The organism is Dactylosporangium sp. NPDC051484 (genome assembly GCF_040689395.1).
Taxonomy (GTDB): domain Bacteria; phylum Actinomycetota; class Actinomycetes; order Mycobacteriales; family Micromonosporaceae; genus Dactylosporangium.
Window position 1 is genome coordinate 343,344 of record NZ_JBFAZX010000006.1, and the last position, 24,448, is coordinate 367,791.

At 71.7% G+C, this 24,448-nt stretch carries 16 protein-coding genes; 7 read left to right on the forward strand and 9 right to left on the reverse strand.

Features of this window, described 5'->3' with window-relative positions; translation table 11 throughout:
• Positions 1–81: 81 nt before the first annotated feature.
• The gene (locus tag AB0367_RS14530) at positions 82–690 is read left to right on the forward strand and encodes a PadR family transcriptional regulator (protein WP_366226738.1); all 609 of its coding nucleotides are present in this window, start codon (positions 82–84) and stop codon (positions 688–690) included.
• Here the strand turns inward: AB0367_RS14530 and AB0367_RS14535 are convergent.
• Entirely contained in the window at positions 680–1,465 is a 786-nt protein-coding gene (locus AB0367_RS14535) for a DeoR/GlpR family DNA-binding transcription regulator (RefSeq protein WP_366226739.1), read from the reverse strand. The two genes, AB0367_RS14530 and AB0367_RS14535, sit on opposite strands and share 11 nt — an antisense overlap.
• A gap of 208 nt (positions 1,466–1,673) precedes the next feature.
• Here AB0367_RS14535 and AB0367_RS14540 point away from each other — a divergent pair, with 208 nt between their 5' ends.
• Positions 1,674–2,612: an ROK family protein gene (locus AB0367_RS14540; protein ID WP_366226740.1), complete on the forward strand. Its 939-nt coding sequence runs from the start codon at positions 1,674–1,676 to the stop codon at positions 2,610–2,612.
• Entirely contained in the window at positions 2,612–3,748 is a 1,137-nt protein-coding gene (nagA, locus tag AB0367_RS14545) for an N-acetylglucosamine-6-phosphate deacetylase (protein ID WP_366226741.1), read from the forward strand. The genes AB0367_RS14540 and nagA overlap by 1 nt, the downstream gene beginning before the upstream one ends.
• Here nagA and AB0367_RS14550 read toward each other — a convergent pair.
• Positions 3,733–4,437: a phosphatase PAP2 family protein gene (locus tag AB0367_RS14550; protein ID WP_366226742.1), complete on the reverse strand. Its 705-nt coding sequence runs from the start codon at positions 4,435–4,437 to the stop codon at positions 3,733–3,735. The genes nagA and AB0367_RS14550 overlap by 16 nt on opposite strands.
• Before the next feature lie 305 nt (positions 4,438–4,742).
• The gene (locus AB0367_RS14555) at positions 4,743–5,738 is read right to left on the reverse strand and encodes an acyl-CoA desaturase (protein ID WP_366226743.1); all 996 of its coding nucleotides are present in this window, start codon (positions 5,736–5,738) and stop codon (positions 4,743–4,745) included.
• A 131-nt stretch (positions 5,739–5,869) separates the two neighbouring features.
• Here AB0367_RS14555 and AB0367_RS14560 point away from each other — a divergent pair, with 131 nt between their 5' ends.
• Together AB0367_RS14560 and AB0367_RS14565 are read left to right on the forward strand one after the other, a co-directional pair.
• Positions 5,870–6,826 carry a lactonase family protein gene (locus AB0367_RS14560; RefSeq protein ID WP_366226744.1) on the forward strand — a complete coding sequence of 319 codons (957 nt, stop codon included), beginning with the start codon at positions 5,870–5,872 and terminating at the stop codon, positions 6,824–6,826.
• Between the two features lie 74 nt (positions 6,827–6,900).
• On the forward strand, positions 6,901–7,173 hold the full coding sequence (locus tag AB0367_RS14565; RefSeq protein WP_366226745.1) for a hypothetical protein: 273 nt from the start codon (positions 6,901–6,903) through the stop codon (positions 7,171–7,173).
• Positions 7,174–7,178: 5 nt separating this feature from the next.
• Here AB0367_RS14565 and AB0367_RS14570 read toward each other — a convergent pair whose 3' ends face one another.
• The 4 genes from AB0367_RS14570 to AB0367_RS14585 form a co-directional block, all read right to left on the reverse strand.
• Positions 7,179–8,066 carry a hypothetical protein gene (locus AB0367_RS14570; RefSeq protein ID WP_366226746.1) on the reverse strand — a complete coding sequence of 296 codons (888 nt, stop codon included), beginning with the start codon at positions 8,064–8,066 and terminating at the stop codon, positions 7,179–7,181.
• Positions 8,067–8,467: 401 nt separating this feature from the next.
• A complete protein-coding gene (locus AB0367_RS14575) occupies positions 8,468–8,944 on the reverse strand; it encodes a hypothetical protein (RefSeq protein WP_366226747.1) in 477 nt (158 codons plus the stop codon).
• Positions 8,941–14,712: a ThuA domain-containing protein gene (locus AB0367_RS14580; RefSeq protein ID WP_366226748.1), complete on the reverse strand. Its 5,772-nt coding sequence runs from the start codon at positions 14,710–14,712 to the stop codon at positions 8,941–8,943. Before AB0367_RS14580 ends, AB0367_RS14575 begins: the two co-directional genes overlap by 4 nt.
• A gap of 654 nt (positions 14,713–15,366) precedes the next feature.
• A complete protein-coding gene (locus AB0367_RS14585; RefSeq protein WP_366226749.1) occupies positions 15,367–16,779 on the reverse strand; it encodes a ricin-type beta-trefoil lectin domain protein in 1,413 nt (470 codons plus the stop codon).
• Between the two features lie 159 nt (positions 16,780–16,938).
• Here AB0367_RS14585 and AB0367_RS14590 point away from each other — a divergent pair, with 159 nt between their 5' ends.
• Positions 16,939–20,850 (forward strand): hypothetical protein, encoded by a 3,912-nt coding sequence (locus AB0367_RS14590; RefSeq protein WP_366226750.1) that lies wholly within the window; start codon positions 16,939–16,941, stop codon positions 20,848–20,850.
• A 73-nt stretch (positions 20,851–20,923) separates the two neighbouring features.
• Entirely contained in the window at positions 20,924–22,135 is a 1,212-nt protein-coding gene (locus AB0367_RS14595; RefSeq protein WP_366226751.1) for an MFS transporter, read from the forward strand.
• A 25-nt stretch (positions 22,136–22,160) separates the two neighbouring features.
• Here the strand turns inward: AB0367_RS14595 and AB0367_RS14600 are convergent, their stop codons facing one another.
• Positions 22,161–22,565 carry a hypothetical protein gene (locus tag AB0367_RS14600; protein WP_366226752.1) on the reverse strand — a complete coding sequence of 135 codons (405 nt, stop codon included), beginning with the start codon at positions 22,563–22,565 and terminating at the stop codon, positions 22,161–22,163.
• A gap of 2 nt (positions 22,566–22,567) precedes the next feature.
• A complete protein-coding gene (locus AB0367_RS14605) occupies positions 22,568–24,421 on the reverse strand; it encodes a sigma-70 family RNA polymerase sigma factor (RefSeq protein ID WP_366226753.1) in 1,854 nt (617 codons plus the stop codon).
• Positions 24,422–24,448 lie beyond the last annotated feature (27 nt).

The window sequence follows — 24,448 nt, forward strand, 5'->3', positions numbered from 1 at the left end:
CCGATACTTCCCTCTCGATACTGCCCTGTGCAGTATGCGTCGAGTAGACGCTGCCCTGGGCAGCATGTCAACGTGACTGTCATGCCCCCGACGAGAACCGCCACCTCCCACGCCCTGCTCGGCCTGCTCGCGGTGCGCGACTGGACCACGTATGAGCTCGCCAAGCAGGTCAAACGCAGCCTCAACTGGTTCTGGCCGCGGGCCGAGCGCAAGCTCTACGACGAGCCGAAGCGCCTCGTCGAGCAGGGCCTGGCCACCTCGGCGCGGGAGCACACCGGTCAGCGAGGCCGGACCGTCTACCGCATCACGGACGAGGGCCGAGCTGTGTTGCGGGAGTGGCTGAGCGAGCCGCCGGCACCGCGGACCGTCGAGTTCGAGGCAATGGTGAAGGTCTTCTTCGCCGATGCGGGCACGCCGGAGCAGTTGCTCGCCACGCTGGAGCGCGTCGAGGCGGAGGCGGCCGGGCGCATCGCCGCGCTGACGGAGATGGCCGCGACGCGCCCGGTGCCGTTCGCGCGGCGGGCGCATCTCAGCGCGATCGGGCTCCGGCTGCAGTATGAGCAGGAGGACGCAGTCCTGCGCTGGGCCCGCTGGACCCGGGAGCAGGTCCTGCAGTGGAACGACACGACCGACCCGGGCGACTGGGACGCGCTGGCCGCCCTCGACGAGCTGGCACGCGTCAGGCCGTGACGATCTTCACGCCCGCCCCGCGGAAGGCCTCCAGCGTCGCGGCGGTCGCGTTGGAGTCGGTGACCAGCGTGTCGATGCGGTCGATCGGGCAGATCCGGGCGAACGCGTGACCGCCGAGCTTCGAGCTGTCCGCGATGATCACGACCCGCCGGGCGCGGGCGACCATCAGGCTGTTCATGGCGGCCTCGCCCTCGTGATGGGCCGCGGCGCCGAGCGTCACGTCGAGCGCGTCGACGCCCAGCAGGGCGATGTCGAGGGTCACGTCGCGCAGGATGTTGCCGCCGAGCGGGCCGACGAGCTCGAAGGACTGCGGCCGGACCACGCCGCCGGTGACGACGATCTTCATCCGGGAGCGGACCAGCAGCTCGTTGGCGATGTTCAGGGCGTTGGTGACGACGGTGAGCTGGGCGTCGTCGACGCCGCCGGTGAGCTCTGGGCGCACCGCGAGGGCTCGGGCGACCTCGGTCGTGGTGGTGCCGCCGTTGAGCGCGACCACCATGCCCGGGGCGACGAGCGCGGCGGCCGCCGCGCCGATGCGCTGCTTCTCCGGGGCGTGCTTGGCCGTCTTGTACCGCAACGGCAGGTCATAGGACACCCCGTTGGCCACGGCGCCGCCCCGGGTGCGCGTGATCATCTGCTGCTGCGCGAGCTGGTCGAAGTCGCGGCGGATCGTCGCCTGCGACACGTCGAGCCGCTCGGCGGCATCCTCCACGCTGATCCGCCCACTGTCGGTGAGGATCTCGAGGAGCGCGTTCCAGCGCGCATACCGATCCACGCGACCCCCTCCCTGCGCGTACGGTGCGAGATGTGTGCACAATAATGCTCGAAACGGCGGGTAAACGCAAAGTCAACTGCTCAAACCAGCCAGGCCGAGATGGTTGCCAGCTGGCCCGTCGGTGCGCAATGATGCGCGAACGTGCCAGGTTTGATGCCATAACGATCAGCCAGCCGATCACCCCGAGATCATCGAGGACGAACCGCACATGACGCAGACCGTGATTGCCCTCGATGTGGGGGGCACCGGGATCAAGTGTGCCCTGGTCGGCGCTGACGGCGACACGCTGCACACGGTCCAGCACGCGGAGCGGCACCCGACCGGGGCGGACCGCGGCGCGGAGGCTGTGATCGAGACCATCCTCGGCATCGCCGAGGGGCTTGCCACGACGGCACGCGCGAAGGGCCTGGAGCCGGTCGGCGCCGGGCTGGTCGTGCCTGGGGTCATCGACGAGGCCAACGGCGTCGCGGTCTGGGCGGCGAACGTGGGCTTCCGTGACGTACCGCTGCAGGCTCTTCTGGAGCAGCGCCTCGGGCTGCCCGCGGCCCTCGGCCACGACGTGCGCGCCGGTGGCCTGGCCGAGGCGCGGCTGGGCGCCGGGCGCGGACACGACTACGTCCTGGTCATCCCGATCGGCACCGGCATCGCGGCGGCCAACGTGGTGCGCGGCCAGGTGTACACCGGCGCGCACGGCGCCGGCGGCGAGATCGGCCACATCATCGTGCGCCCGGGAGGCCCGCGGTGCGGCTGCGGCCAGCGCGGCTGCCTGGAGGCGATCGCCTCGGCGTCCGCGGTCGGCCGCCGATACTCCGAACAGGCCGGCCGGCCCGCCACTGCGGAGGAGGTCGCCCGCCTGGCCGCCGAGGGCGAGCCGACCGCGGTCGCCGTCTGGCGCGAGACGATCGACGCACTCGCCGACGGGCTGATGACCGGCATCGCGCTGTTCGACCCGGCGGTGATCGTGCTCGGCGGAGGCCTGGCCGAGGCCGGCGAGGCGCTGCTGGCCCCGCTGCGTGAGGGCGTGCACGCCCGCGTGACCTTCCACCGTGAGCCGGCCATCACCCGCGCCGCGCTGGGCGACGAGGCGGGCTGCCTGGGCGCCGCCCTGATCGCGCTGGACAACCTGATCACGAAGGGGAACAACTGATGACCGTGGTGTCCGGGGTCCGGGTGGTCGCGGGCGACCGCGTCATCGACGACGGCTACGTCCGTATCGAGGGCGACCGCATCGCCGAGATCGGTTCGCTGGACGCCACGACGCCGGGCAGTGCGCCGGAGCCCGACGCGTCGGCCGGCGTCGTGGTGCCCGGCTTCGTCGACATCCACGTCCACGGCGGTGGCGGCGCGACCTTCACCACCGGCGACGCGGACGAGGCCCGCAAGGCCGCCGCGTATCACCTGGGCCACGGCACCACGACGATGCTGGCCAGCCTGGTGACCTCGCCGCCGGAGCTGATGATGAGCGCCACGAAGGCGTTCGCCCCGCTCGTGGCCGAGGGCGTGCTCGCCGGCATCCACTTCGAGGGTCCATATCTGTCGCAGGCCCGCTGCGGCGCGCAGAACCCGGCCCACCTGCGCCACCCGTCCCTCGACGAGCTCGACGCGCTCATCGAGGCGGGCGAGGGCGCGATACGCCTGGTGACAATCGCCCCCGAGCTCCCCGGCGCCCTCGACGCGATCCGGCTGCTGGTCGCCCGAGGGGTCGTCGCCGCGATCGGGCACACCGACGCCACGTACGAGGAGACCCTCGCCGGCATCGAGGCCGGCGCGACCGTCGGCACCCACGTGTTCAACGGCATGCGCCCGCCCCACCACCGCCAGCCCGGCCCGGTCTTCGCGCTGCTCGGCGCGGCCGGGGTGGTCTGCGAGTTCGTCGCCGACGGCATCCACCTGCACGACGGCACCCTGGCCTTCGCCGCCTCCGTCACCGGCTCGGCCCGCGCCGCCCTGATCACCGACGCCATGGCCGCCGCCGGCATGCCCGACGGCACCTACGACCTCGGCGGGCAGAGCGTCGACGTCGCCGGCGGCGTGGCCCGGCTGACCCGGGACGGCGCGATCGCCGGCAGCACGCTCACCATGGACCAGGCCTTCCGCCGCGCGGTGGGCGCCGGGCTGTCGCTGGCGGCCGCGTCGGGCATGGCCTCGGCCACCCCGGCCGGCGCGATCGGCCTGGCCGAGGAGCGCGGCGCGCTGCGCGCGGGCGCCCGAGCCGACCTAGTCCTGCTCGACGACGCTCTGAACGTCCGGCGCGTCATGCGCGCCGGTCAGTGGGTGTCGTAGAAGGGGCCGGCCCAGCCGGAGCGGGTCAGGCGCGAGCCCAGCGGGATCGCGTCCCACGGGGTGCGCCGCAGGATGCGGTCCAGGAGCAGGCCCAGCATCAGGGCGGCGAGCCCGTCGGTGATCCAGTGGAAGCTCAGATATGTCGTGGTGAACAGCAGCACCAGCGGGATCGTGTAGCGGATCGCGGCCACCAGGCGCCGGCTCAGCACGTCGGTCAGCAGGGTGGCCAGCACGCCGTACCAGACGATGGCGTTGACCACGTGGCCCGACGGATACGACATGCCCGAGTCGATGTGGAACAGGTACTCGGGATGGGCGACCTTGTGGTCGCTCGCCGCCGTGCGGTCGGTCCAGATCTTCAGCGGGCCGATGGTCACATAGGTGATCACGAAGGCGCCGACGACCAGCAGGAACGGGCGCACCGTGTGCCGGGCCCGGGCCAGGAAGAACGCCGCGATCAGGGCCAGCGGGGTGAGGATCTGGCCGCCCTGGCCGAGCCGGTTGAAGATCAGCAGCGTGGTGCCCGCCCAGCCCGGGCGGTGCGCGTCGACGAAGTCGCGGACGGCCAGGTCGAGATCCAGCAGCGGGGTCTTCGCGGCGAGCAGGATCGTGATCGCCGCGAAGCCCGCCACCAGCAGCGCGTCGAGCCACCAACCTGCGGGACGGACCGGCCGTAACTCAAGGCGCACGAGGGTGAACGCTACCCGAGCGCCGCCGACCGCTGTGCCAGGCCGTGCAGGTGGGCGGCGATGCGGTCGATGCGCACGCCCGAGTTCGGGCAGCCGCCGAATTCACCGATATCCATCGATCGTCCCACCGGTCCGAGCCAACAGGTCGCCGAGTCCCAGCCGCGTCGTCGCCACGGTCAGCGAACGCGTGGAAGGTTGCCGCGCAGCCGCCGCATCAGCCACGACTCGGACGTCACCGGCCGATCGTAGCGAAAATCGCCAGTTGCCGATGCCCGTCCGGCCTCGTCGGACCCGCCCGCCGAAAGCTACCGCCGCAGCGGCGCTCCGGCCTCGTGGAGGTGGCGCAGCGCCTGGGCGTAGGAGTCGACGAACGTGGCCGAGTGATACGCCACCCCGATCTCGGCGCAGAACCGCTCGACGATCGGCCGGGCGAGGCGCAGGTTGGGCGTGGGCATGTTCGGAAACAGATGGTGCTCGATCTGGTAGTTCAGGCCGCCGAGCGCGACGTCGAGCCAGACGCCGCCACGAACGTTGCGCGACGTGAGCACCTGCTTGCGCAGGAAGTCGAGCTCGTCGGCGGCCGTGAGCACCGGCATGCCCTTGTGGTTGGGTGCGAACGTCAGGCCGAGATACAAGCCGAACAGCCCCTGGTGTACGGCGATGAAGGCGATCGCCAGGCCCGGCGAGAACAGCAGGAACGCGGCGGCCACGTAGACGGCGAAGTGGCCGTACAACAGCGCCGACTCGAGCCGGCGGCGCTTCAGCGTGCCGAGGGCGCGGGCGCTCTGCACGTGGAGGTTGAAGCCCTCCAGCAGCAGCAACGGGAAGAACAGCAGCGCCTGGTGGCCGCCGATCAGCCGGGCCAGACCCCGCGCCCGCTCCGCCTGCCGCGTGGACCAGACCAGGATGTCGGGCGCGACGTCGGGGTCGTGGTCCTCGTGGTTTGGGTTGGCGTGGTGGCGCGTGTGCTTGTTCATCCACCAGCCGTAGCTCATGCCGATGCCGGCGTTGCCCGCCAGGATACCCAGCGCCTGCGACCAGCGGCGGCCACGGAAGACCTGCTTGTGGGCGAGGTCGTGAGCGACCAGGGCGACCTGCGCGTACGCGACGGCGAGGACGACGGCGAACCACAGGCTGTGGGTCGCGGCCACGCCCACCCAGCCACCGATGTAAAGGGCGGCGACGAGGGTGAGCCGGATCGCGTAGTACCCGGGGCGCCGGTCGAGCAGCCCGGCCGCGCGGATCCGCTGCGACAGGACGGCGAAATCGGTGGCCTTCTCCGCAGAGACCAGAACTGTCATGCCGATCAGCGTCCCGAACCGGCCACCGAAGGTCGAACCTGTCAGCCCCCCGGCCGGGTGGTAGGGCTGACCCCACCCTCAGGGCGGCGTCCCTGCCGCATAGCCGTGGCGCGCAGCCTAGGCTTTGTCGGGTGCCAGTGCTCATCGGCTCCTACGCGGACCAGTACTCGACCTACGACGACGACTTCAAGCCGCTCGCGCCGCCCGTCCGGACGCCCGCGCCCAGCTTCCTGGCCGTGGGGTCCACCGGGACCCGGTACGCCGTCGGCGAGCTCGAAGGCGGCGAGGTCTCCGCCTTCACCCCGGGCGGCGAGCTCATCAACTCCCTGCCCACCGGCGGCGGCTCCCCGTGCCACGTCGTGACCGCCGGCGACCACCTGCTCGTGGCCAACTACGCCACCGGCAGCGTCGCGGCGTTCGCGCTGCGTCCGGACGGCGGCCTGGACCGGCGCACCGACCTGGCCCAGCACGCCGGCGCGAGCGTGGTACCCGACCGGCAGGAGGGGCCGCACGCCCACCAGGTCACGGTCCGCGGCAGCATGGTGCACGTCGTCGACCTCGGCATGGACGCGATCGTGCACTACCGGCTGACGCCCGAGGGCCGGCTCGAGCACGTGCGCACCACGACGGTGCAGCCGCTGGGCAGCGGGCCCCGGCACCTCGTGTTCCACCCCGACGGGCGGGTGTTCGTCGCCAACGAGCTGACGTCGACCGTCTCGACGTACACCTCCGGCTTCGAGCTGCTCGACGTGAAGCCCTCGTGCCTCGTTCAGCCGGTCGGCGACAACTTCCCGAGCGAGCTGGCGCTCTCTCCCGACGGGCGGCGGCTGTACGTCGCGAACCGCGGCAACGACACGATCACCACCTTCTCCGTCGAGGCCGGCGGGCTGCTGCCGATCGACGAGGTCTCCACCGGCGGCACCTGGCCCCGTCACTTCGCGATGCTCGGAGTGCGGCTGTGCGTGGCCAACCAGCACTCGGGGACCGTGACGCTGCTCGAGCTCGATCCGCGGACCGGTGTGCCGCACCCGGCCCGCGTGGTGCTGGAGCACACATCGCCGAGCGCGGTGATACCGATCGATCGGTGACCCCTGGGCGAGATGCGGGATGAGACGGCACTGAGCCCTTGCTGAACCGGCGTTCAGTGCCGCACCATCGATCCATGGGTGAGCTGGTGGCGCTGCCCAAGACGGGCGACGTGTTCGAGGACGTGCGGGGCGGCGACCGCACCATGCGGGTGACGTGTCATCCGCAGCGCGGCACGGTCGTGGTTTCGTTGTGGGTGGACAGGATCTGCCGGGCGTCGTTCCAGCTCGCCGAGGCCGACCTGCCGCGCCTGCAGGAGGCGCTGGCCGGGATGCGCTTCGAGGCGCCCCTGGAGGAACCCTTCGACAACGCGCGGCCCGGCCCGGAGGCGCTGCCGGAGACGGCCTGACGCGCTCAGGCGATCTCGGTGGTGAGCGCCGGCTTCTCGGCGGCCTCGGAGCGGGAGTTGCGGCTGCGCTGGCGCGGCACCCGCGGAGTCGGGGCGGTGGGAGCCGGGGCGATGGTCGACCCGGTGAGCCCGGCCCGGCGCGCCGCGTCGAGCGTGTCGCGCAGCTCCGCGGCCTCCTCGGCGACCTCGGCCGCCTCCTCGGCGAGGGCGGCGGCGGACGCGACCGCGACGTCCGCGGCCTTGATCGCGGCGCGCTCGGTGGCGGCAGCCGCCTCGTAGAGCCGGCGGGCCCGGCTCTGCGCGGTGCGGCGCAGCTCGACCTCGCGGGCAGCCAGCTCCTGCAGCGGATCGGCCCCGGCGACACCCTTGAACACCTGCTCCAGCGCTTCGACGGTGATGTCGCCACGCTTGAACGCGTCGAGCGCGGCGCGGGACGCCTCGTGCTTGGCGTCCTCGGCCTGCTCCCTCGTGGGCAGTTCGTCGGAGTCGTGCCCGGCGGCGCGCAACGCGTCCTGATAGGCCTTCTGGGCCACGTCGAACGTCGCCCACGCGTGCTCGCGGGCCACCTGGGCGGCGGCGCTGTGGGCCTGCGCCTCCACAACGGCGGTCTGCGCGCGCTTGGCCGCGGCGGCGGTCGCCGCGGCCTGGCGGATGAGCTCGCCGGCCTCGGTGCGCAGCTGGACACGATCGGCCGGGCTCAGGCCCCCCTGGGCAGCCTCGATGGCGGCCCGGCGGTCGTGGCGGTTGAGCCGGTAGAGGCTCCAGCGCGAGAAGAAGGCCGCGAGCAGCACGAAGAGGACGATGAACACTATCAACCCCAGCCACAGGACGATGGCGCCCGTGACCGGGTCAAGGCCCAAGATGCCCCGGCCCCCGGTGAGGGTCCACGGCACGTCACTGGGTGATAGTGCCAACCTGGCGGGGGTATGAAGGGCCACGGCGCGACCTCCGGCTGTGCGTGTCGCTACAGAGTAGTCGGCGTCAACGGGGCCGGTCATCCCATCGAGCAGTGACCATCAGACGAAGGTCCGTACACGAATAGTCATGGTCATGCAAGAAAGCCCCGCTCATCGGCGCGTCGCGCGATGCGTCGCCGTCGCGTTCTGTGGTGATCATGACGAATGTGTCGGCTACTTGTCACCACATCGTGATCGGACGGCTTTCCGGAGGTACGCCCGCCGGGGGATCGCCATCGTCCGCGCCATGTGCTTAGGCGTCGTGTGCCCGCCGCCGCCGCGGTAGCGGCCTGAGCATGGTGAGGGCGACCACCATGTCGGTGGTCGCCCTCAGTCCTTCAGGATCGTCGCAGCCGGACCACAGAGACCGCGGTGAACCCGGCCGCGACGGCGAGCGCCGCCAGCCCCCATAGCCACAGGCGGGACGACGGCTCGGGCGGCGGTGGTGGCGCGGCCCGCGACGCCGGCGACGGCGGGCTCTGTGCCGGCCGGGCCTCGACCACCGCCTCGGCCCGCACGGCGTCCGGCTCCGGCGCGGTGACCACGACCGTCCAGCGACCCGGCGAGAGCACCGGGCCGGAGGAGTAGAAGCCGCGGCCCTCGCTGGCCGGGTTGAGCTGGATCGGCCCGACCGTCCGGCCGCCCTCAGCCGTTGCGGTGAGGACGAGCCGGACGACCGTCTCGGCGGGGCGGCCGTCCGCGCTGTACGCGCGGACGGTCACCCCCGTCGCACCGTCGCCCGCGACCTCCAGCTGGAGGCCGCCGGAGACCGGCGCGAGCAGGCCGAGCACCATCATGAGGGACAGAACCCTCACAGTTTTCCGTTCTTCTTCAACCGGCTCGGGTCCTCATCGACCCGTCCGGTGCCCGCCAGCGACTTGCCGTTGTTGGCCTTGACGCCGGCCTGGTCGGGCGGCGTGCCGCCGAGCCGGATCGTCATCGCGTCGGCGTCGCGGATCAGCGTGCTGCGGATCCCGGCGTCGGGCACCAGGGCCGGCGTGATGAGCGCGCGGAAGGCCGCGAGCTCCTTGAGGGCCTTGGCGTCGTTGCCTTTCGCCTCGAACTTGCGGACCGTGGCGAGAGAGTCCGAGAGCTGGTTGTACGCCTTGCTCGTCAGCTGGCTGCTCGCCTTGAACCGGTCGAGCAGGTTCTGCATGTCCCGGAACGAGGTGGTGACGAAGAACGTGACCGTGGTGGTGGTCGCGTTCCCGGCGTTGTCGGTGCCGGTGACGCTCAGCTGGTGCATACCGAGGCTGAGCTGGTACATCGCCTGCAGGGTGCCGGTCTGGTAGGCGCCGCCGTCGAGCGAGCCGGCGACCGACTTCACCCCGGACGTGGCGTCGATCGCCTGCCACGTGACCCGGACGTCCTGGCTGTCGCCGTACAGCTGCCCGTCGGCGAGACCGGCCACGATGACGGTCGGCGCGGTCGCGTCGATCTTCAGGATGGCCGACTTGAGGGTCTCCACGTTGCCGGCCGCGTCGGTCGCCTTGTAGAGCAGCTCGTGCTGGCCGTCGCCGGTCACGTTGACCGGCGCGGTGTACGACGTCCAGGCGCCGCCGTCAAGCGACCACTGGATTCCTGCGACACCGGAGCCCGAGTCGGTCGCGGCGAGCGCGACCGGCGTGGCCCCCTTGTGCCAGCCCGCGTCGGTGGCCGGCGCGAACGTGGCGGTGGTGACCGGCGCGGTCGCGTCGATCTTCACCTCCTGGACCTTCGGCTCGGACGTGTTGCCCGCCTTGTCCGACGCGCGGTACCGCACCTGGTGCGTGCCGTCCCCGCTGAGCGGGATCGGCTCGCTGTAGGTGCTCCAGGTCGTGGCCGAGTCCACCTGGTACTCCACCTTGTCGACGCCTGAACCGGTGTCGGTGGCCGCCAGCGTGACGGTGACCGGGCCGTTGTAGAAGCCACCGGCCTGCGTGCCCTGCACGGTCGCGGTCGCCACCGGCGGTGTCGTGTCCACGGCTGCCGTGGTCAGGCGGAAGTAGTCGAACGAGGCCGGCTTCGACGCGGTCTGGCCCGCGCCGAGGGTGTAGACGCCCACCTTGGCGTTGGTACCGACCGCCGCGTTGGTGAGCGTGGCGGCCGTCGTCCAGGTGGTGCCGTTCGCGGAGTAGCTGCCGGTGTAGGCGTTACCCAGCTTGGCGATGCGGAAGTACCACACGGCCGAGGTCAGGTTGTTCACGTTCGGCTGCGGATTCTGCACCGCGGCGCCGATCTCGCTGCGGTACTCGATCCGCCGCACCAGCGCCTGGCCGGGCTGGTTGTCGACGATGTAGTCGATCTTGACGTAGTTGTCGTCGTCGACGTACACGATCAGGCCGCCCTGCTGGTACTGCTCGTTGAACGCCGAACCGTCCACCTTGGTCTCGATGGTGAAGTCGCCGTTCGGAGCCTTCTGCAGGATGAAGTTCTTCGGTGCGGTGTTACCGGTGCCGTAGATGTCGCCGTTCGGGACGTCGATCTGCAGCGCGCCGTTCAGGAGGCGGTACCCGGTCGGGTCCTCCCGCACGATCGCGTTCCACCGGCAGTGGTCCAGTGTGGACGAATTGAACTCGTCGCTCGGGTCCACATTGGTCGGTGCGGTGTCGGGCGAAAGCTGGAACCAGTCGAACGCCGCGTCCACGATCGGAGCCGTGGTGCCGCCGTTGAGCGCGTACAGGCCGATCCGCGGGTTGGTGATGCCGGCCAGTGCCGCGGCCCGCCCGACCGGGACGAACGTGGTGCCGTCGGTGGAGTACGCCGCGGTCAGGTTCGTGCCGTCGGAGATGAGCCGGACGTAGTACGTGTCCCCCGGCTGCGCGTTGATCGCGTCCGCGGCCTCGTTGCGCGGGGTGCCGGCGCTCTCGCGGATGAACTCGATCTTCCGCGAGGTGGCGAACAGCAGGTCCACCTTGGCGTAGTTGTCGTCGTCGCCGTAGAGGATCAGGCCGGCCTGCTGGTAGTTCGCCGCCGCCGGCAGGGTCACCTTCGTGGTGGCCTGCCAGGCACCGGCCGGGGCGGGCTGCAGCACGAGGTTGGTCGCGCCGTTGGTGCCGCCGTACAGATCACCCGGGGCGGTCGGCAGGTGCAACGCACCGCCGCTCACCGACAGCGCCTGCGTCTCCCGCACGACCGTCCACTTCGTACGGTCCAGTTCGGACCCGAGGAAGTCGTCCGAGCGAGCGCCGAAGCACTGGGTGTTGGCCGCCTCGGCCCGCACCGCCACCGTCGCGGTTCCCTTGGCGCCGCGCGCGTCGGTGACCGTGAGCGTCGCCGTGAAGTTGCCCGGCGCGGTGTACGTGTGCGTGGCGTTCGCCGTCGCCGCGGTGCCGCCGTCGCCGAAGTCCCAGGCGTAGGTGAGCGGGTTGTCGCCGTCGGGGTCGGTCGCCGAGCCGGTGAAGGTGACCGTGAACGGCGTCGTGCCGCTCGGCGGGCTGGCGGTCGCCGTCACGACCGGTGGCGCGTTGTCGGTCACGCCGCGGCCGATGAAGTCGATCCAGTTGATGTTGTACCCCGCACCCGCGCCGGTGGCGATGAAGAACAGCTCCCCGGTTGTGGTGCTCGCGGAGATGGGCACGTTCAGGTTGACGTACGTCTGCCACCCGCCGGTGCCGGGCACCGCGACCGAGCCGACGATCGGCCCGTTGAGCGACCCGGTCCGGATCTGGATCGTGCCGCCACTGGCGTTGTTGCTCGCGGCCCGGATCCGCAGGCTGTCGATCCCGGTGAGGTTCACCGGCGTGAAGGAGAACCAGTCGCCCTCCTCGACGAACCCGATGTTCTGGAAGCCGCCCTGCGGGTCGCCGGTGGTCTCCCGTTGCACGCCGGGAGTGCCGCCCGAGTTGACGCCAGGCACCCGCCCGGTCGCCGTGAAGTACTCGGCCTGCATGCGCTTGGGCTGCAGCCTGATCAGCGAACGCCCGGTCAGAGGCGCCGCGCCGCCCGGCCCGCCACGGTCCACATAGGACGCCTCGATCACGGCGAAGACGTTCGCCTCCGCGCCGTGACCGCTGGCCAGCGAGGTCTGCACGGTGCCGGAGCAGCCCGTGTACTGCTCGAGCGGGTGGGCGTGCTCGTCGTGCCCGAGCAGGTACTGCACCTGGACTTTCGAGCAGTCGATCTGCCCGTCCTCGGGGTCGGTGACCTCGACGGTGAACTTGAGCTGGTCGCCCCACTCGTAGAAGCCACCGTCCGGCGGCAGCGTGATCTTCACCGTCGGCGCCGTGTTGCCCACCGTGATCGGCACGTTCGCGGTCCCGCTGCGCCCGCCGGTGTCGGTGACGGTCAGCTGGGCGGTGAAGTTGCCGTTGCTGGTGTAGGTGTGCGCCGGGTTGGCCTCCGTGGAGGTGCCGCCGTCGCCGAACGTCCAGGCATACGTGATGCTCTGCCCGTCCGGGTCGCGCGAGCCCTGGCTGGAGAACTGCACGGTCAGGGGCGCGACGCCGCTCGTCGGCTGGGCGGACGCCTGCGCGATGGGGGCGCGGTTGCCGGCCACGTAGTCGATCCGGTACACACCGGAGTCGCTGTTGTTGCCGCCGAAGCCGGTGCCCCACTCGATGATGTACAGCGCGCCGTCGGGGCCGAACTCCATGTCCATGGGCCGGATGACCTTCATGCCGGCCAGCAGCTGGTTGATGTCCACAAGGGACTTGCCGTCAGCCGAGACCTGCATCGTGTACAGCTTGTTCTGGTTCCACTCGCCGAAGATGGCCTTGCCGTCGAAGTACGCCGGCCACTTGTTCTCCGCGGTGTTGTTCGCGTTGTAGCGGTACACCGGACCGCCCATCGGCGCGCCGCCGCCCCCGATCTCGGGGAACTTCGCGTTACCGGCGTAGTTGTAGTCGACCGTCGCCGGGATGGCCGGCGGCAGGTTGTTCAGGCCGGTGTTGTTGGGCGAGTTGTTGACGGGCGCGGCGCAGTTGTACGCCGGTCCCGCCGGGCCGGACGGGAACGTGTAGGCCCGGTACGGCACGTTCGCGCCGGTGCAGTACGGCCAGCCGAAGTTGCCCGGCTGGGAGACGATGTTCCACTCGACGGTGTTGCCGGGCCCGCGGTTGGGGTCGGCCTGCGGCGCGTCGGGCCCGTAGTCACCCACGTACACGATGTCGGTCAACGGGTCGACACCGATGCGGAACGGGTTGCGGAAGCCCATCGCGTAGACCTCGGGCCGGGTCTTGGCCGTGCCCACGGGGAACAGGTTGCCGGCCGGGATCGTGTACGTCCCGTCGGCCTGCGGCGTGATCCGCAGGAGCTTGCCGCGCAGGTCGTTGGTGTTCGCCGACGTACGCTGGGCGTCGAAGTCCTGGCGCCCCGCCCGCTCGTCCAGCGGCGAGTAGCCGCTCGACTCGAACGGGTTGCTGTTGTCGCCGGTGGCCAGGAACAGGTTGCCGTGGCTGTCGAACGTCATCGAGCCGCCCTCGTGGCAGCAGGTGTTGCGCTGCGTGGTCACCACGAGCACCTGCTTCTCACTGGCGGGGTCGATCGTGTCGCCGGTGACGGTGAAGCGGCCCAGGATGTTGCGCGGCGGGCCTGCCGCCGGGCTGTAGTACAGGTACACCCAGTGGTTCTGCGCGAAGTTCGGGTCGAGCGTGAGGCCCAGCATCCCGTCCTCGTTGCCGGTGAACACCGGGATCGTGACGGCGGTGACCGTCTTGTGCGTGTCCGGCTTGACGATCTGCACGCGCCCGTCACGCTCGATGTAGAACACGCGCCCGTCGGGGGCGACGGCGAGCTCCATCGGGTTGTTGGTGTTGCCGTCCAGCTTGATCTTCTCGAAGCTGCTGGTCAGCGAGGCGCTGCAGTCGGACGGGACCGCACCGGCGGCGGTCTGGATGCCGCCGAGCAGGTGGCTCAGGAACTGCGGGTCGGAGAACGACTCCTGAGTGTGGCCGGCGCCGGTGTACCAGGAGCGGCCGCCGTCGTAGTCGCGGCACCACGCGAACGGGTGGTCCGCACCCATCGCGCCCGTGCCCGGGGTGTAGCTGGTCTCGTCCACGCTGGCCAGGACGTGCACCTTGCCTCGCGGGTTGGTCCGATAGTTGTACCACTCGTCGAACCGGCTCCACCGCGCCGGAAGATTCTTCGTGGACGGGTGCGCGGGGTCCTCGACCTTGATGGTGGCCTGCTGCGACGCCGGGTGGGCGTTGAACCAGGCGCCTACGAGTTCGCCGTACCAGGGCCAGTCGTACTCGGTGTCGGACGCGGCGTGCACGCCCGCGTAGCCGCCGCCGCGCTTGATGTAGCGCTCGAAGGCCCCCTGTTGTTCAGCGTTGAGCACGTCCCCGGTCGTGGACAGCCAGACGACGACCTCGTACTTGGCGAGGTTCGCGTCGGTGAAGAAAGCCGAGTCCTCGGTGGTGTCGACGGTGAAGTTGTTGGCGGCGCCGAGCGCCTTGATCGCGGTGATCCCGGCCGGGATCGAGTCGTGCCGGAACCCGGCGGTCTTGGAGAACACCAGGACGTCGAACGGCCCCGCGGCCGCGTTGGCCTGCGGGACCTGCTGTGCGGGCGGGGGTGCCTCGACGGGAGCCGCGTGCGCCGCGGAGGGCAGCGCGACGGCGGCCCCGGCAACGAGCGGCAGGACTGCAGCAATGATCGGCACGCGGGATGCGCGCCTTCGAACGTTGAACACGGAGCTCCTTGTTCAGGGCTTCGCGCAACGGTCGCCGAAACCGCTGAGCTGGTTCAGTGGAGCGGGGGGTGCGATGGTGCGGCGGAGCGCGGCCGGAAGCGCCCCGCCGAGGGCGCCACCCGACCGCCGGGGGTGGTTCGTTGCGATACCTTACAAACTAGCGAGCAAGCGCTTCGTACGGAAGACACCTGGGCGGCTTGCCCCATTAACGCCTTGTGTCGCGAGGCTCGCGACCCAAGGACCCGCGCAAGCGCGCGCGACAGACGCCATGCGCGGCCTGGGTTCCACGCCTCGCGATGATCGGCATCAAGATGACCACCGCCATCCGGGGCACGCTGCGGTATGCCTCCTCGACGAGCGCGTCGAAGTCCCCCTCCACCGTTCCCGGCGGACGGGTCCGAAGGCGGTCGCCCCGAACCGTCGACCCAAATTCGCGCACGATCGAAGATGCCGTTGACCACCGAGAAGGCGTCGCTGAGCTGGTCCCACCCGTGCGGTGCGCTTGTTCCGGTGACCAGCCCAGCGGCAAATCGCGAATGAAAACGAACCGAGATTTTGCAGTGCGACGGTCCGGGCGGCACCAGGACGTCGGAATTCCAGACGTGCTTCTGAGTCGCGGCGAGGTCAGCCGAGGGTCCAGATCTGGCTGTCGGTGGCCCTGCAGTCCCAGATGACCAGCGGAGTGCCCACGCGCGTGCCGGCGTTGGCGTCCAGGCAGCGGCGGGAGTTCGGGTTCTCCCAGGTGTTGTTCGCGTGGCGGACCCACGTCTGGGCCGGGGTGCCGTTGCAGTCGTAGGCCCACACCAGGTTGTTGTTGCCGGTGCCCCGGTTCTGCACGTCCAGGCACAGGCCGGCCGCGATCAGGGTTGCGCCCGTGGTGGGGTCGCCCTGGATGCGCCAACGCTGGTTGTCCGCCCGGGCGTCGCAGTTGTCCAGCCCGATCGCCGCGTTACCCTGCTGGGCCGAGCGATACACGACGATGCACTTCTGCGACTGCTTGCCCAGCATCCGGCCTGAGGCGGCTTGGACGACCGGAGGCGGGGCGGGGCTCGACGACGCGGGGATTGAGCCGGGCGCGGACGCGCTGCGCGAGGCGGCCGGCGAACTGGTGCGGGAGCGCGACGGCGAAGGCGACGGCGAGGTGGAGGCGCTCGGCGACTGCTCCGCCGATGGGTCGGCGCCGCCCGCGGCCGGTGCCGGAGTGTCCGGCATGGTCACGCCCGGCAGCCTTGGGGGCAGGCCGTTGTTGTGCGAGCCGCCCGAGTCGCCGCTGCTGATCCACTGGAAGGCGACGGCGCCGGTGATGATCAGGATCAGCACGGCGACCGCCATCGCGCCGACCGGGTAGCGGTGCCATGGGGCGACGCGCCGGCGGCTGCCAAGGTAGTCGTCGGCGTCCTCGGGGTCTTCCTCGGTGACGATCGCGAACGCCGGGGGCGCGTAGTCGGCGAGCGTCGGCGAGTCGTCCGCCGGCACGGTGTGCAGGGGCATGAGCTCGCCCTCGACCGTCTCCACCTCTTCGGGCTCTGCCGGACCGGGTTCGACGGCGGCGAGCGAAGAAGAAACGGACGAAGCAGTGGCAACGGACGAAGCAGTGGCAACGGACGAAGCAGTGGCAACGGAAGCACTGGCATCGGAAGCCGGGGCGACGTCGGGGTCGTTCGTCACGCCGGGCAGCGACACGATGAACTCGAGGGGCTGCGTCTGCGACGCCTCGGCGAAGGCGTCCGCGGGGACCTCGCCGGCCGGGTTCGCGACCGTCGCCGGCTCGGGCATGTCCGGGTCGAGAACATCCGCGACGAGCGCATCCGGGTCGGCGGCCTGCACCGCCGGGATCGACGCGGTGGCGACCGCCGTCGGGCCCTCGGGGCGGCGCCGGCGCGGGATCGCGGGAATCGCCGGCTTCGCCGGGGTGAAGGGCTCAGGGAGGACCGGTGCCGATGCCGTGTGCGGCACGCGGTGGCGAACGTGCGAGGAGGCACCGTGCGGCAGACCGCCGGCCTCGCCCGCGTCATTCCCGTCTGTAGCGACGGACATGCGGCTAACCCCCTCCACTGGCCAGTACCGCCCGGAGCACCGTAGCTTGCGGCAGCGACGAGCGCGACCGGCCGTAAGACCGATGCGCGTCACATTTCTGGACCGCCGCGGTGCGGGATTGGACGCAGTGCGTTGCGGTCGGCCGGTAAGTTTTCCCGCATGGTGCCAGAGGGCTGGGAAACGATCGCCGCGCAGCATACGGTGTGGGGCCGCGTCGAGGACGCGCAGACGTACCGTGATCAAGCCATCGCGCTGGCCGGAGCGCTCGCCGAGTCGCGCCGCCGTTCGGCCGGCTCGCTGGGCGACGACCCGTGGCAGGACGACGACTTCGGCACCCGCATGTCGCGGCAGGTGGCACGCCTGGTCGGCCTGCTCCCGCCGGAGGAGAGGCTCACCGGCGAGGAGGCGCTGCGGCTCGTCGTAGTACCGCTGTTGCACGACGCCCTCTGGGCGGGCATGGCGGCGCAGGAGCGCGGGGTCGAGCCGGGCGATCTGGAGCCCTCGCAGGACGCGACGAGCGACCGGGCCGCGTTCGAGCGGTTCAGCCAGACCTACGCCCAGCCGCATCGACGTGCGCTGGCGGCGATCCGGGCCGGGCGCCGAGAGACGGCCGCCGAACTGGGCTGGTGGCTGCTGCACCGCTGGATCGGGCGGCGCCCGCAGGCCTACCAGCCGGCCACCATCGCGGCGCTGACCGGCTGGGCGGATACAACCGGGCGTGAGGACGCGCGCACGGCCGAGACGCTGCGCGCGATCCGTGCCGATCCGGCGTTCCTCAACCGGCACGACCGGCCCGAGTCGCTGCTGTCGCGGCACGGCGAGGTGCGGGAGCGGCTGGTCGCGTTCCTGCTCACCATCGCGCGGGGCCTGGCGATCGAGGTCACGGTGCTGCCTGAGGTCATCGGCGAGCACCTGGGCATCGGCGACCCAGTCACGGCCGGGCAGGTACTGGACACGGTGCGCAACGGGCACTGGGAGCCGCGTGGGGCCACGCTCGTGCTCAGCGCCGCGTGCGCGCACCCGTCGATCGAGGTCGCGCTGCGTGCGCACATCGACACGCTCAACCAGCTGCTGGCCGAGGCGCAGCGCGCCGCCGCGCGGGACGACTCGCTGCTGCCGCTGCGGCAGCTGCCCAACCGTGCCGCGACCGACGACGTCGGGCCGCTGGTGCGCGACGGCGTCCCGGCGTACCAGTCGGCCGGCGTGCGCTTCCGGCTCGCCGAGGACCGGGTGCGCGAGCTGCTGATGGGCGAGCAGCTGTACGGCGACCCGGCGCTCGCCATCCGCGAGCTGTACCAGAACGCGCTGGACGCCTGCCGCTACCGCGAGGCGCGCACCGAGTACCTCACCCGTGCGCAGGACCACCGGCGGTCGGCCCCGGCGACGTGGAACGGGAAGATCCGGTTCGTGCAGGGCGTCGACGAGCACGGCCGGGGGTTCCTCGACTGCGCCGACAACGGCGTCGGCATGGGCGTGCGCGAGCTGAGCGAGGTGTTCTCACAGGCCGGCGTGCGCCTGGCCGACCTGCCGGAGTTCCTTGAGGAGCAGGCCGAGTGGGCCCGCCTGGACCCGCCGGTGCAGTTGTTCCCCAACAGCCGCTTCGGCATCGGCGTGCTCAGCTACTTCATGCTCGCCGACGAGCTCACCGTGGAGACCTGCCGGATGGGCCGCGACGGCCAGGCCGGCGAGCGGCTGCGGGTGTCCATCGCGGGCCCGGGCAGCCTGTTCCGCATCCAGGACCTCGGGCCGGGCACCGAGACGGGCACGACGGTCCGGCTGCACCTGCGCGACGGCGTGACCGTCAGCTCGGTCGAGGAACTGCGCAAGCTGCTGTGGGTCGCCGAATTCACGACCGAGGCGACCGACGGTGTGCAGAGCCAGAACTGGGTGCCCGGCGAGCTGTCCGCCGCGGCGAGCGCGATCCAGGACGACGACGAGGACGAGGACGAAGAGGGCGTCGGCCCGGGCGTCGTGCCGGCCGAGGGCTCGCGGGTGTGGTGGTGCCGGGGCAACGGTGCGCTGCTGGCCGACGGGCTCTACGCGGGCAAGGAGATCTTCGGCGCGGTGGTCAACCTCAACCGTGACCTGGCGCCGCGCCTGTCCGTCGATCGGACCAAGATCCTGGCGTACCGCGAGGACGACGTCGACCGCCTGCTCTGGGAGGCCGTCCCAGCACTCACCGCGCCGGGCACGACCCTGCTCGGCTACAACTGGCTGTGCCGGCTCGCCCCGGTGCGCCCGCTGGTCGCCGACCTGATCTTCGAGCAGGCGATCGAGCGCGGGCATGGCAAGTGGGAGATGGACGGCGAGACCGTCGACGCCGCGGTCACCGGCTGCTTCGTGGCCAACGACGGGCCGGTCGGCGGGCCGGACGAGCTGGTCGAGTGGCGGCTCACGGCGCTGGCCGCGGGCGGGCGCTACCGCAAGGTGCTCAAGCCGGGGCCCGACTGGAAGCGGGCGCTGCGGGCCCGCCCGTCCGACGCGCTGCTGCTCAGCGTCGACGTCGACGGCACCGGGCCGTGGCTCGACACGGTCGACATCGTCCCGCTCGTACACCTGGTCCGCGCCGCCCGCAAGACCGGCCGCTCGGCCCCCGAGATCGCCGCGCGACTGGAGACGCTGGGCTTCGAGCCCTCGGTCGGCGCCGAGACGGTGGGCGTGGACCCCGACGACCTGGTCTTCACCAGCCGCGACGTGGACGGCACCCGGCCGTGGCTGCAGCCCGACCAGCCCGTGTACCTCGTGCACCTGCTCCGGGCGGCGCACAAGTCCGGGCGGAGCGTGGACCAGGTGGTGGCCCGGCTGCGGCAGCTCGGCTTCGACGTGGACGTCGACGTCGACGTGCTGCCGCTGGAGCAGTTCGGGCCGAAGGATCTCACCATCGCCAGCCGCGACCTCGACGGCTCCCACCCGTGGCTCGACCCGCGCGAGCCGGTGACGCTGCTGCACCTGCTGCGCGCCGCGCACAAGGTCGCGCTACCCGCCGACGAGACAGCAGCGCGCCTGGCGCTGCTCGGCTACCAGCTCGACAGCGGCTGGGAGACGCTCGTCACCGAGCCGGACGACCTGGTGATCATCTCGCGTGACCTGGACAGCTCCTCGCCGTGGCTGGACGTGAGCGAGGAGGTGGCGCCGGTGCACGTGCTGCGCGCGGCCGAGCGCACCTCGCGGCCGGTCCCCGAGGTGGTGGCCCGGCTACGCTCGTTCGGCTTCCAGCTCGGCGGAAACCTCGACGCGATCGAGGTGGTCAAGCTCGAGCCCGAGGATCTGCAGCTGGCCAGCCGCGACCTCGACGGCTCGCAGCCCTGGCTGGACTCGTCGCGGCCGGTGCCGCTGATCCACCTGCTGCGCGCCGCCGAGTCCACCGGCCGCGAGCTGCGAGACGTGGCGGCCCGGCTGTCGGCCTGCGGGTATCGGGTCGACATCGATCCGGACGCCATCCTCATCGACCACCTGGAGCCCGACGACCTCACCATCACCAGCGAGGACCTCGACGGGTCGGACCCGTGGCTCGACCCGATGAAGCCGGTGCCGACGATCCGCATCCTGCGGGCCGCCCAGCGCACCCGGCGCAGCGTGCACGACATCGCCGCGCGGCTGACGTTCCTCGGCTACGCGGTCAGCCTGCACGGCGCCGGCCCATCGCTGGACCAGGTGGAGCCCGACGACCTGCTCATCACCAGCCGCGACCTGGACGGCTCGCAGCCCTGGCTGGACCTCGATGAGCAGGTGCCGCTGCCGCACCTGCTGCAGGCCGCCCGGCGGGTGCGCCGGCCGGTGCACGAGATCGCAGCCCGGCTGGAGACGCTGGGGTACACCGTCGACGTCGACCTCAGCACCATCGCGGTCGACTCGGTGAAGCCCAACGACCTGCTCCTGGCCAGCACCGACCTGGACGGCTCCCGCCCGTGGCTGGACGCCTCCCAGCCGGTGCCGCTCAACCACCTGCTGGCCGCGGCGCAGAAGATCCGCAAGCCGATCGAGGAGGTCAGCACCCGCCTGCGCGCACTGGGCTACTCCGTCCCAGACGTAGACACCCGCCTGCCAAGACTGCGCCCCGGCGGCGTCTAGAGCCCTCGGTACCCGCTGTGGCGTGGGTTACGCAGTTGTCGACCACGCGCAGCACATGGGGCAGAATCAATCGATGTCCCCCTATTGGCCAGTGGTGCGGGACCGGGTCTTCGGCCGGGTGCTGCCGGGCCTCGCGCTCTCCGCGCTCGGCGACGGGATGAGCGCGGTCGCGATCGGGTGGCTCGCGGTGCAGTACGCGCCGCATCATCAGCGGGGCCTGTGGGTCGGGCTGGCCGTCGCCGCGTACACGCTGCCCGGGGCGATCGGCGCGATCGCGCTGGCGCCGCTGCTGCGCGGGTGCGGCGGGGCGCACCTGGTGGCGCTCGACGCGGTGCTGCGCGCGGCGTTTCTGGGCACGGTACCGCTGCTGGCCGCCCTGGGCACGCTCAGCATCGGCGGATACGCCGCGCTGCTGGCCGGCTCCGCGCTGCTGGCCGCGTGGGGTTCAGCCGGGCGGTACACGCTGGTGGCCCAGGTGCTGCCGGCCGAGCTGCACCTGCCGGCGAACGCGCTGCTCACGCTGCTCACCGAGGCCTCGACCGCGGTCGGGCCGGTGCTCGCCGGGCTGCTCATCGCCTGGCTCGGGGCGCCGGCGGTGCTCGCCGTCGACGCGGCGACGTTCGCGGTGCTCGCGGTGTGCTTCACGGCGGTCCGCACACGGGCGCCGCTGCCGTGCCGGGAACCGCCCGCGGCCGGCCTCGCCACGATTCGTCACGACCGGGCGCTGCTCGGCCTGACCGTGCTGTCGTTCTGGTTCTTCCTGCTCTTCGGGCCGATCCCGGTCGCGGTGCCGCTGTTCGCGTCCTCGGCGCAGGAGGCCAGCCTGCTCTTCACCTCCTTCGGCGTCGGCGCCATGATCGGCGCGATCGCCATCGGGCACCTGCCCCGGCTGCCGCTGTGGCCGGCCACGATCGGCTCGGTGATCGCGTTCGGGCTGCTGCTCACGCCGCTGGGGCTGGGCCTGCCGCGCTGGGCGGACATGCTGACACTGGCGCTGGCCGGGCTGGCGTGGTCGCCGTACCCGGCCACGAGCGTGTCGCTGTTTCAGCGCGCGGTGACGGCCGAACGGCTGCCGCCGGTGCTCGCCGCCCGCGGCGCGGTCCTGGTGCTCTCAACGCCGCTGGGCACACTGCTCGGCGCGCCGATGGTGCAGGCGGCCGGGCCGGACATCACACTCCTGGCGTGCGGCGCGGCGACCACGGTGCTCGGTGCGGTCGCGCTCGTGGTCCGGCTGCGGTCGCGCGCGCCGATGGTCCACCTGGCGCGGGCCGGCGCCGCCCCTTGAGCGGGCCCGGTCGGCGTCGGGCCGATCAGGCCACGCCATTCAAGCCGTTCAGCTCGTCCAGGACGTCGCTACCGGAGCAGAGCCGCCGGGTGTACTCCCGCAGCGCCGCGATGGCCTCGTCGATGTCCTCGGTCAGCACGTCCGGCAGGTCGACCAGCAGCCGCCGGCCGTCCACGGAGCCGTAGCCGCTGACCTCGAACGCGCCCTCCCGCACCCAGAGATCCACGCCCAGGTCGACGGTGATGCGGTCGTAGCGCAGGACCACCCCGACGAGTGCGAACGGCGCCTCGCCGGGGCCGATGCGGCCGATGAGCTCCCAGTGCAGCGGCCTGTGCGTGGCCGCGACCTGCTGACCGTACCGCTGGAAATCCTCACAGGCCTCGTTGAGCGCACCGAGCAGTGCGGCGGCCCCGCCCGATCTCGCATCCATGGTCATCCTCCCGCGGCTCGATAGGCGGCACCCACCTGGGTCGGGGTGGTGCCGTTGCTGTAGAGGCCGGTGTCGCCGGACTTGCTGGAGTAGAGCAGGAACCAGCTGTAGCGCTCGACGTAGGACAGGCCCTGCAGCATCGCCGTGGAGCTGTTAACGAAGGCGACCTGCTGGTCCATCGACGGGTAGACCGTGCCGTTGTCGAAGCGCATCAGCGCGTACTCGGTCAGCCAGATGGGCAGGTGGTAGCGGTTGTAGACGTTCTGGATGTAGGTCTTGAGCTGGTTGGTGGCATTGGCGGAGAAGTCCCCGCCGTACCAGTGCAGGGTGATGAAGTCGACCCGGTAGCCGCGCTGGCGGATGCCGGTCATGAACTGGTCGAACCACCCGCCCGGGGTGTCCGCGCCGTAGGCGGGCGCGGGGCTGCCCAGCCGCATGCCGGTCGCCTGCAGCTGCGGCCACAGGTCGAGCACCTGCTGCGGGCTCATGTTCGACTGTTCCTTGAGGTCCGGCTCGTTGAAGGCGAGCAGCGTCTTGCCATTCGCCTTCGCCTTGGCCAGGTCGGCGGCGACGTTGCCCCCGCCCCACACCATCGGCACGAACTCGATGCCGGAGACGTTCGCGACGGGGTTCGGCGACCAGTTGTAATACCAGCCGGCCTGCACGTCCCGCAGCGCCGGGGCGTTGTTCGAGCCGAACTTGTCGTTGGTGCTGACGCCCTTCTTGGCGCTCTTCGTCGCCGGCGGCAGCGCCGCGGCCGTGGTCTTGGAGGTCGAGGGGCTCGGCGCGGCGCTCGACGACGGCGCGCTCGACGCCAGCATGCTCTGCGCCGGCACGCTCTGCGCCGGCAGCGGCGCATCCTCGGCGGGCGAGCCGGACGGTGCCGCCGCGGCGATGTTGGACTGGCTCTCGCCCTGGGTGGCGATGTACACCATGCCGGCGGTGCCCGCGAGCACGGCCGTCGCCGCGATGCCGACCATCGCCGGCTTGGCGGCGGCGACCCAGCCGGCGAGCATCGCCTTGAACCCGCCGGCCTTGGCGGTGGCGGCGGTACCGGCGGACGCGCCGGTGAGCAGCGCGCCCGTGTTCGCCGCGGCGACGGTGAACACGAACGGCACCGGGACCAGCGCGATGCCGGCCAGCAGGCGCTCCGCGGCGATCATGTCGGTCCAGGCCCGGTCGCACTGCCGGCACTCGCGGGTGTGCCGGGCCAGCCGCTTGCGCCACAGCGCGGTGGGGCGCCCGTCCCAGCTGTGCAGGACGGCGTTGAACTCGGGGCAGCGGGGCCGGACCGCGAGCGCCCGCACGACCGCCCGGGCCGCGTCCAGCTGGGCCTTCATCCGCTGGATGCGCACGGCCGCGTGCTGGCGGGTCAGCTGCAGCGCGTCGACGACCTCGTCGCGGTCGAGCTGACCGGCCGCCTCCAGCCACCACAGCGACAGCAGCTCGCGGTCGTCGTGGTCGAGCCAGCGGGTGGCCTCGGCGACCTCCTGGCGCTGGCCGGACAGGCGCAGCCGGGTGATCGCCAGGTCGGCGAAGTCGGCGCCGGGGTCGGCGGTGTCGGTCGGGTCGGCCCAGTCGCCGACCAGCGGCGCCTGCACCTGGCGGCGGTGCCGGTCGCGGACCTGGGACATGGCGATGGCCACCGCCCAGGAGCGGAAGCTGTCCGGCTCGCGCAGCCTCGGCAGCCCGTCGACGATGCGCAGCATCGTCTCCTGAACGACATCGTCGACGTCCGCGTGCCCCTGCAGCGCGCGCCCGACGATGTTGTAGATCAGCGGGAGATACTCGCCGACCAGGGCGTCAAGTGCCCGCTGGTCACCAGCCCTCGCCGCGATCACCGTGGCCGTGCTCATTAGCGCCTCCTGTCGAACCTATTCAGG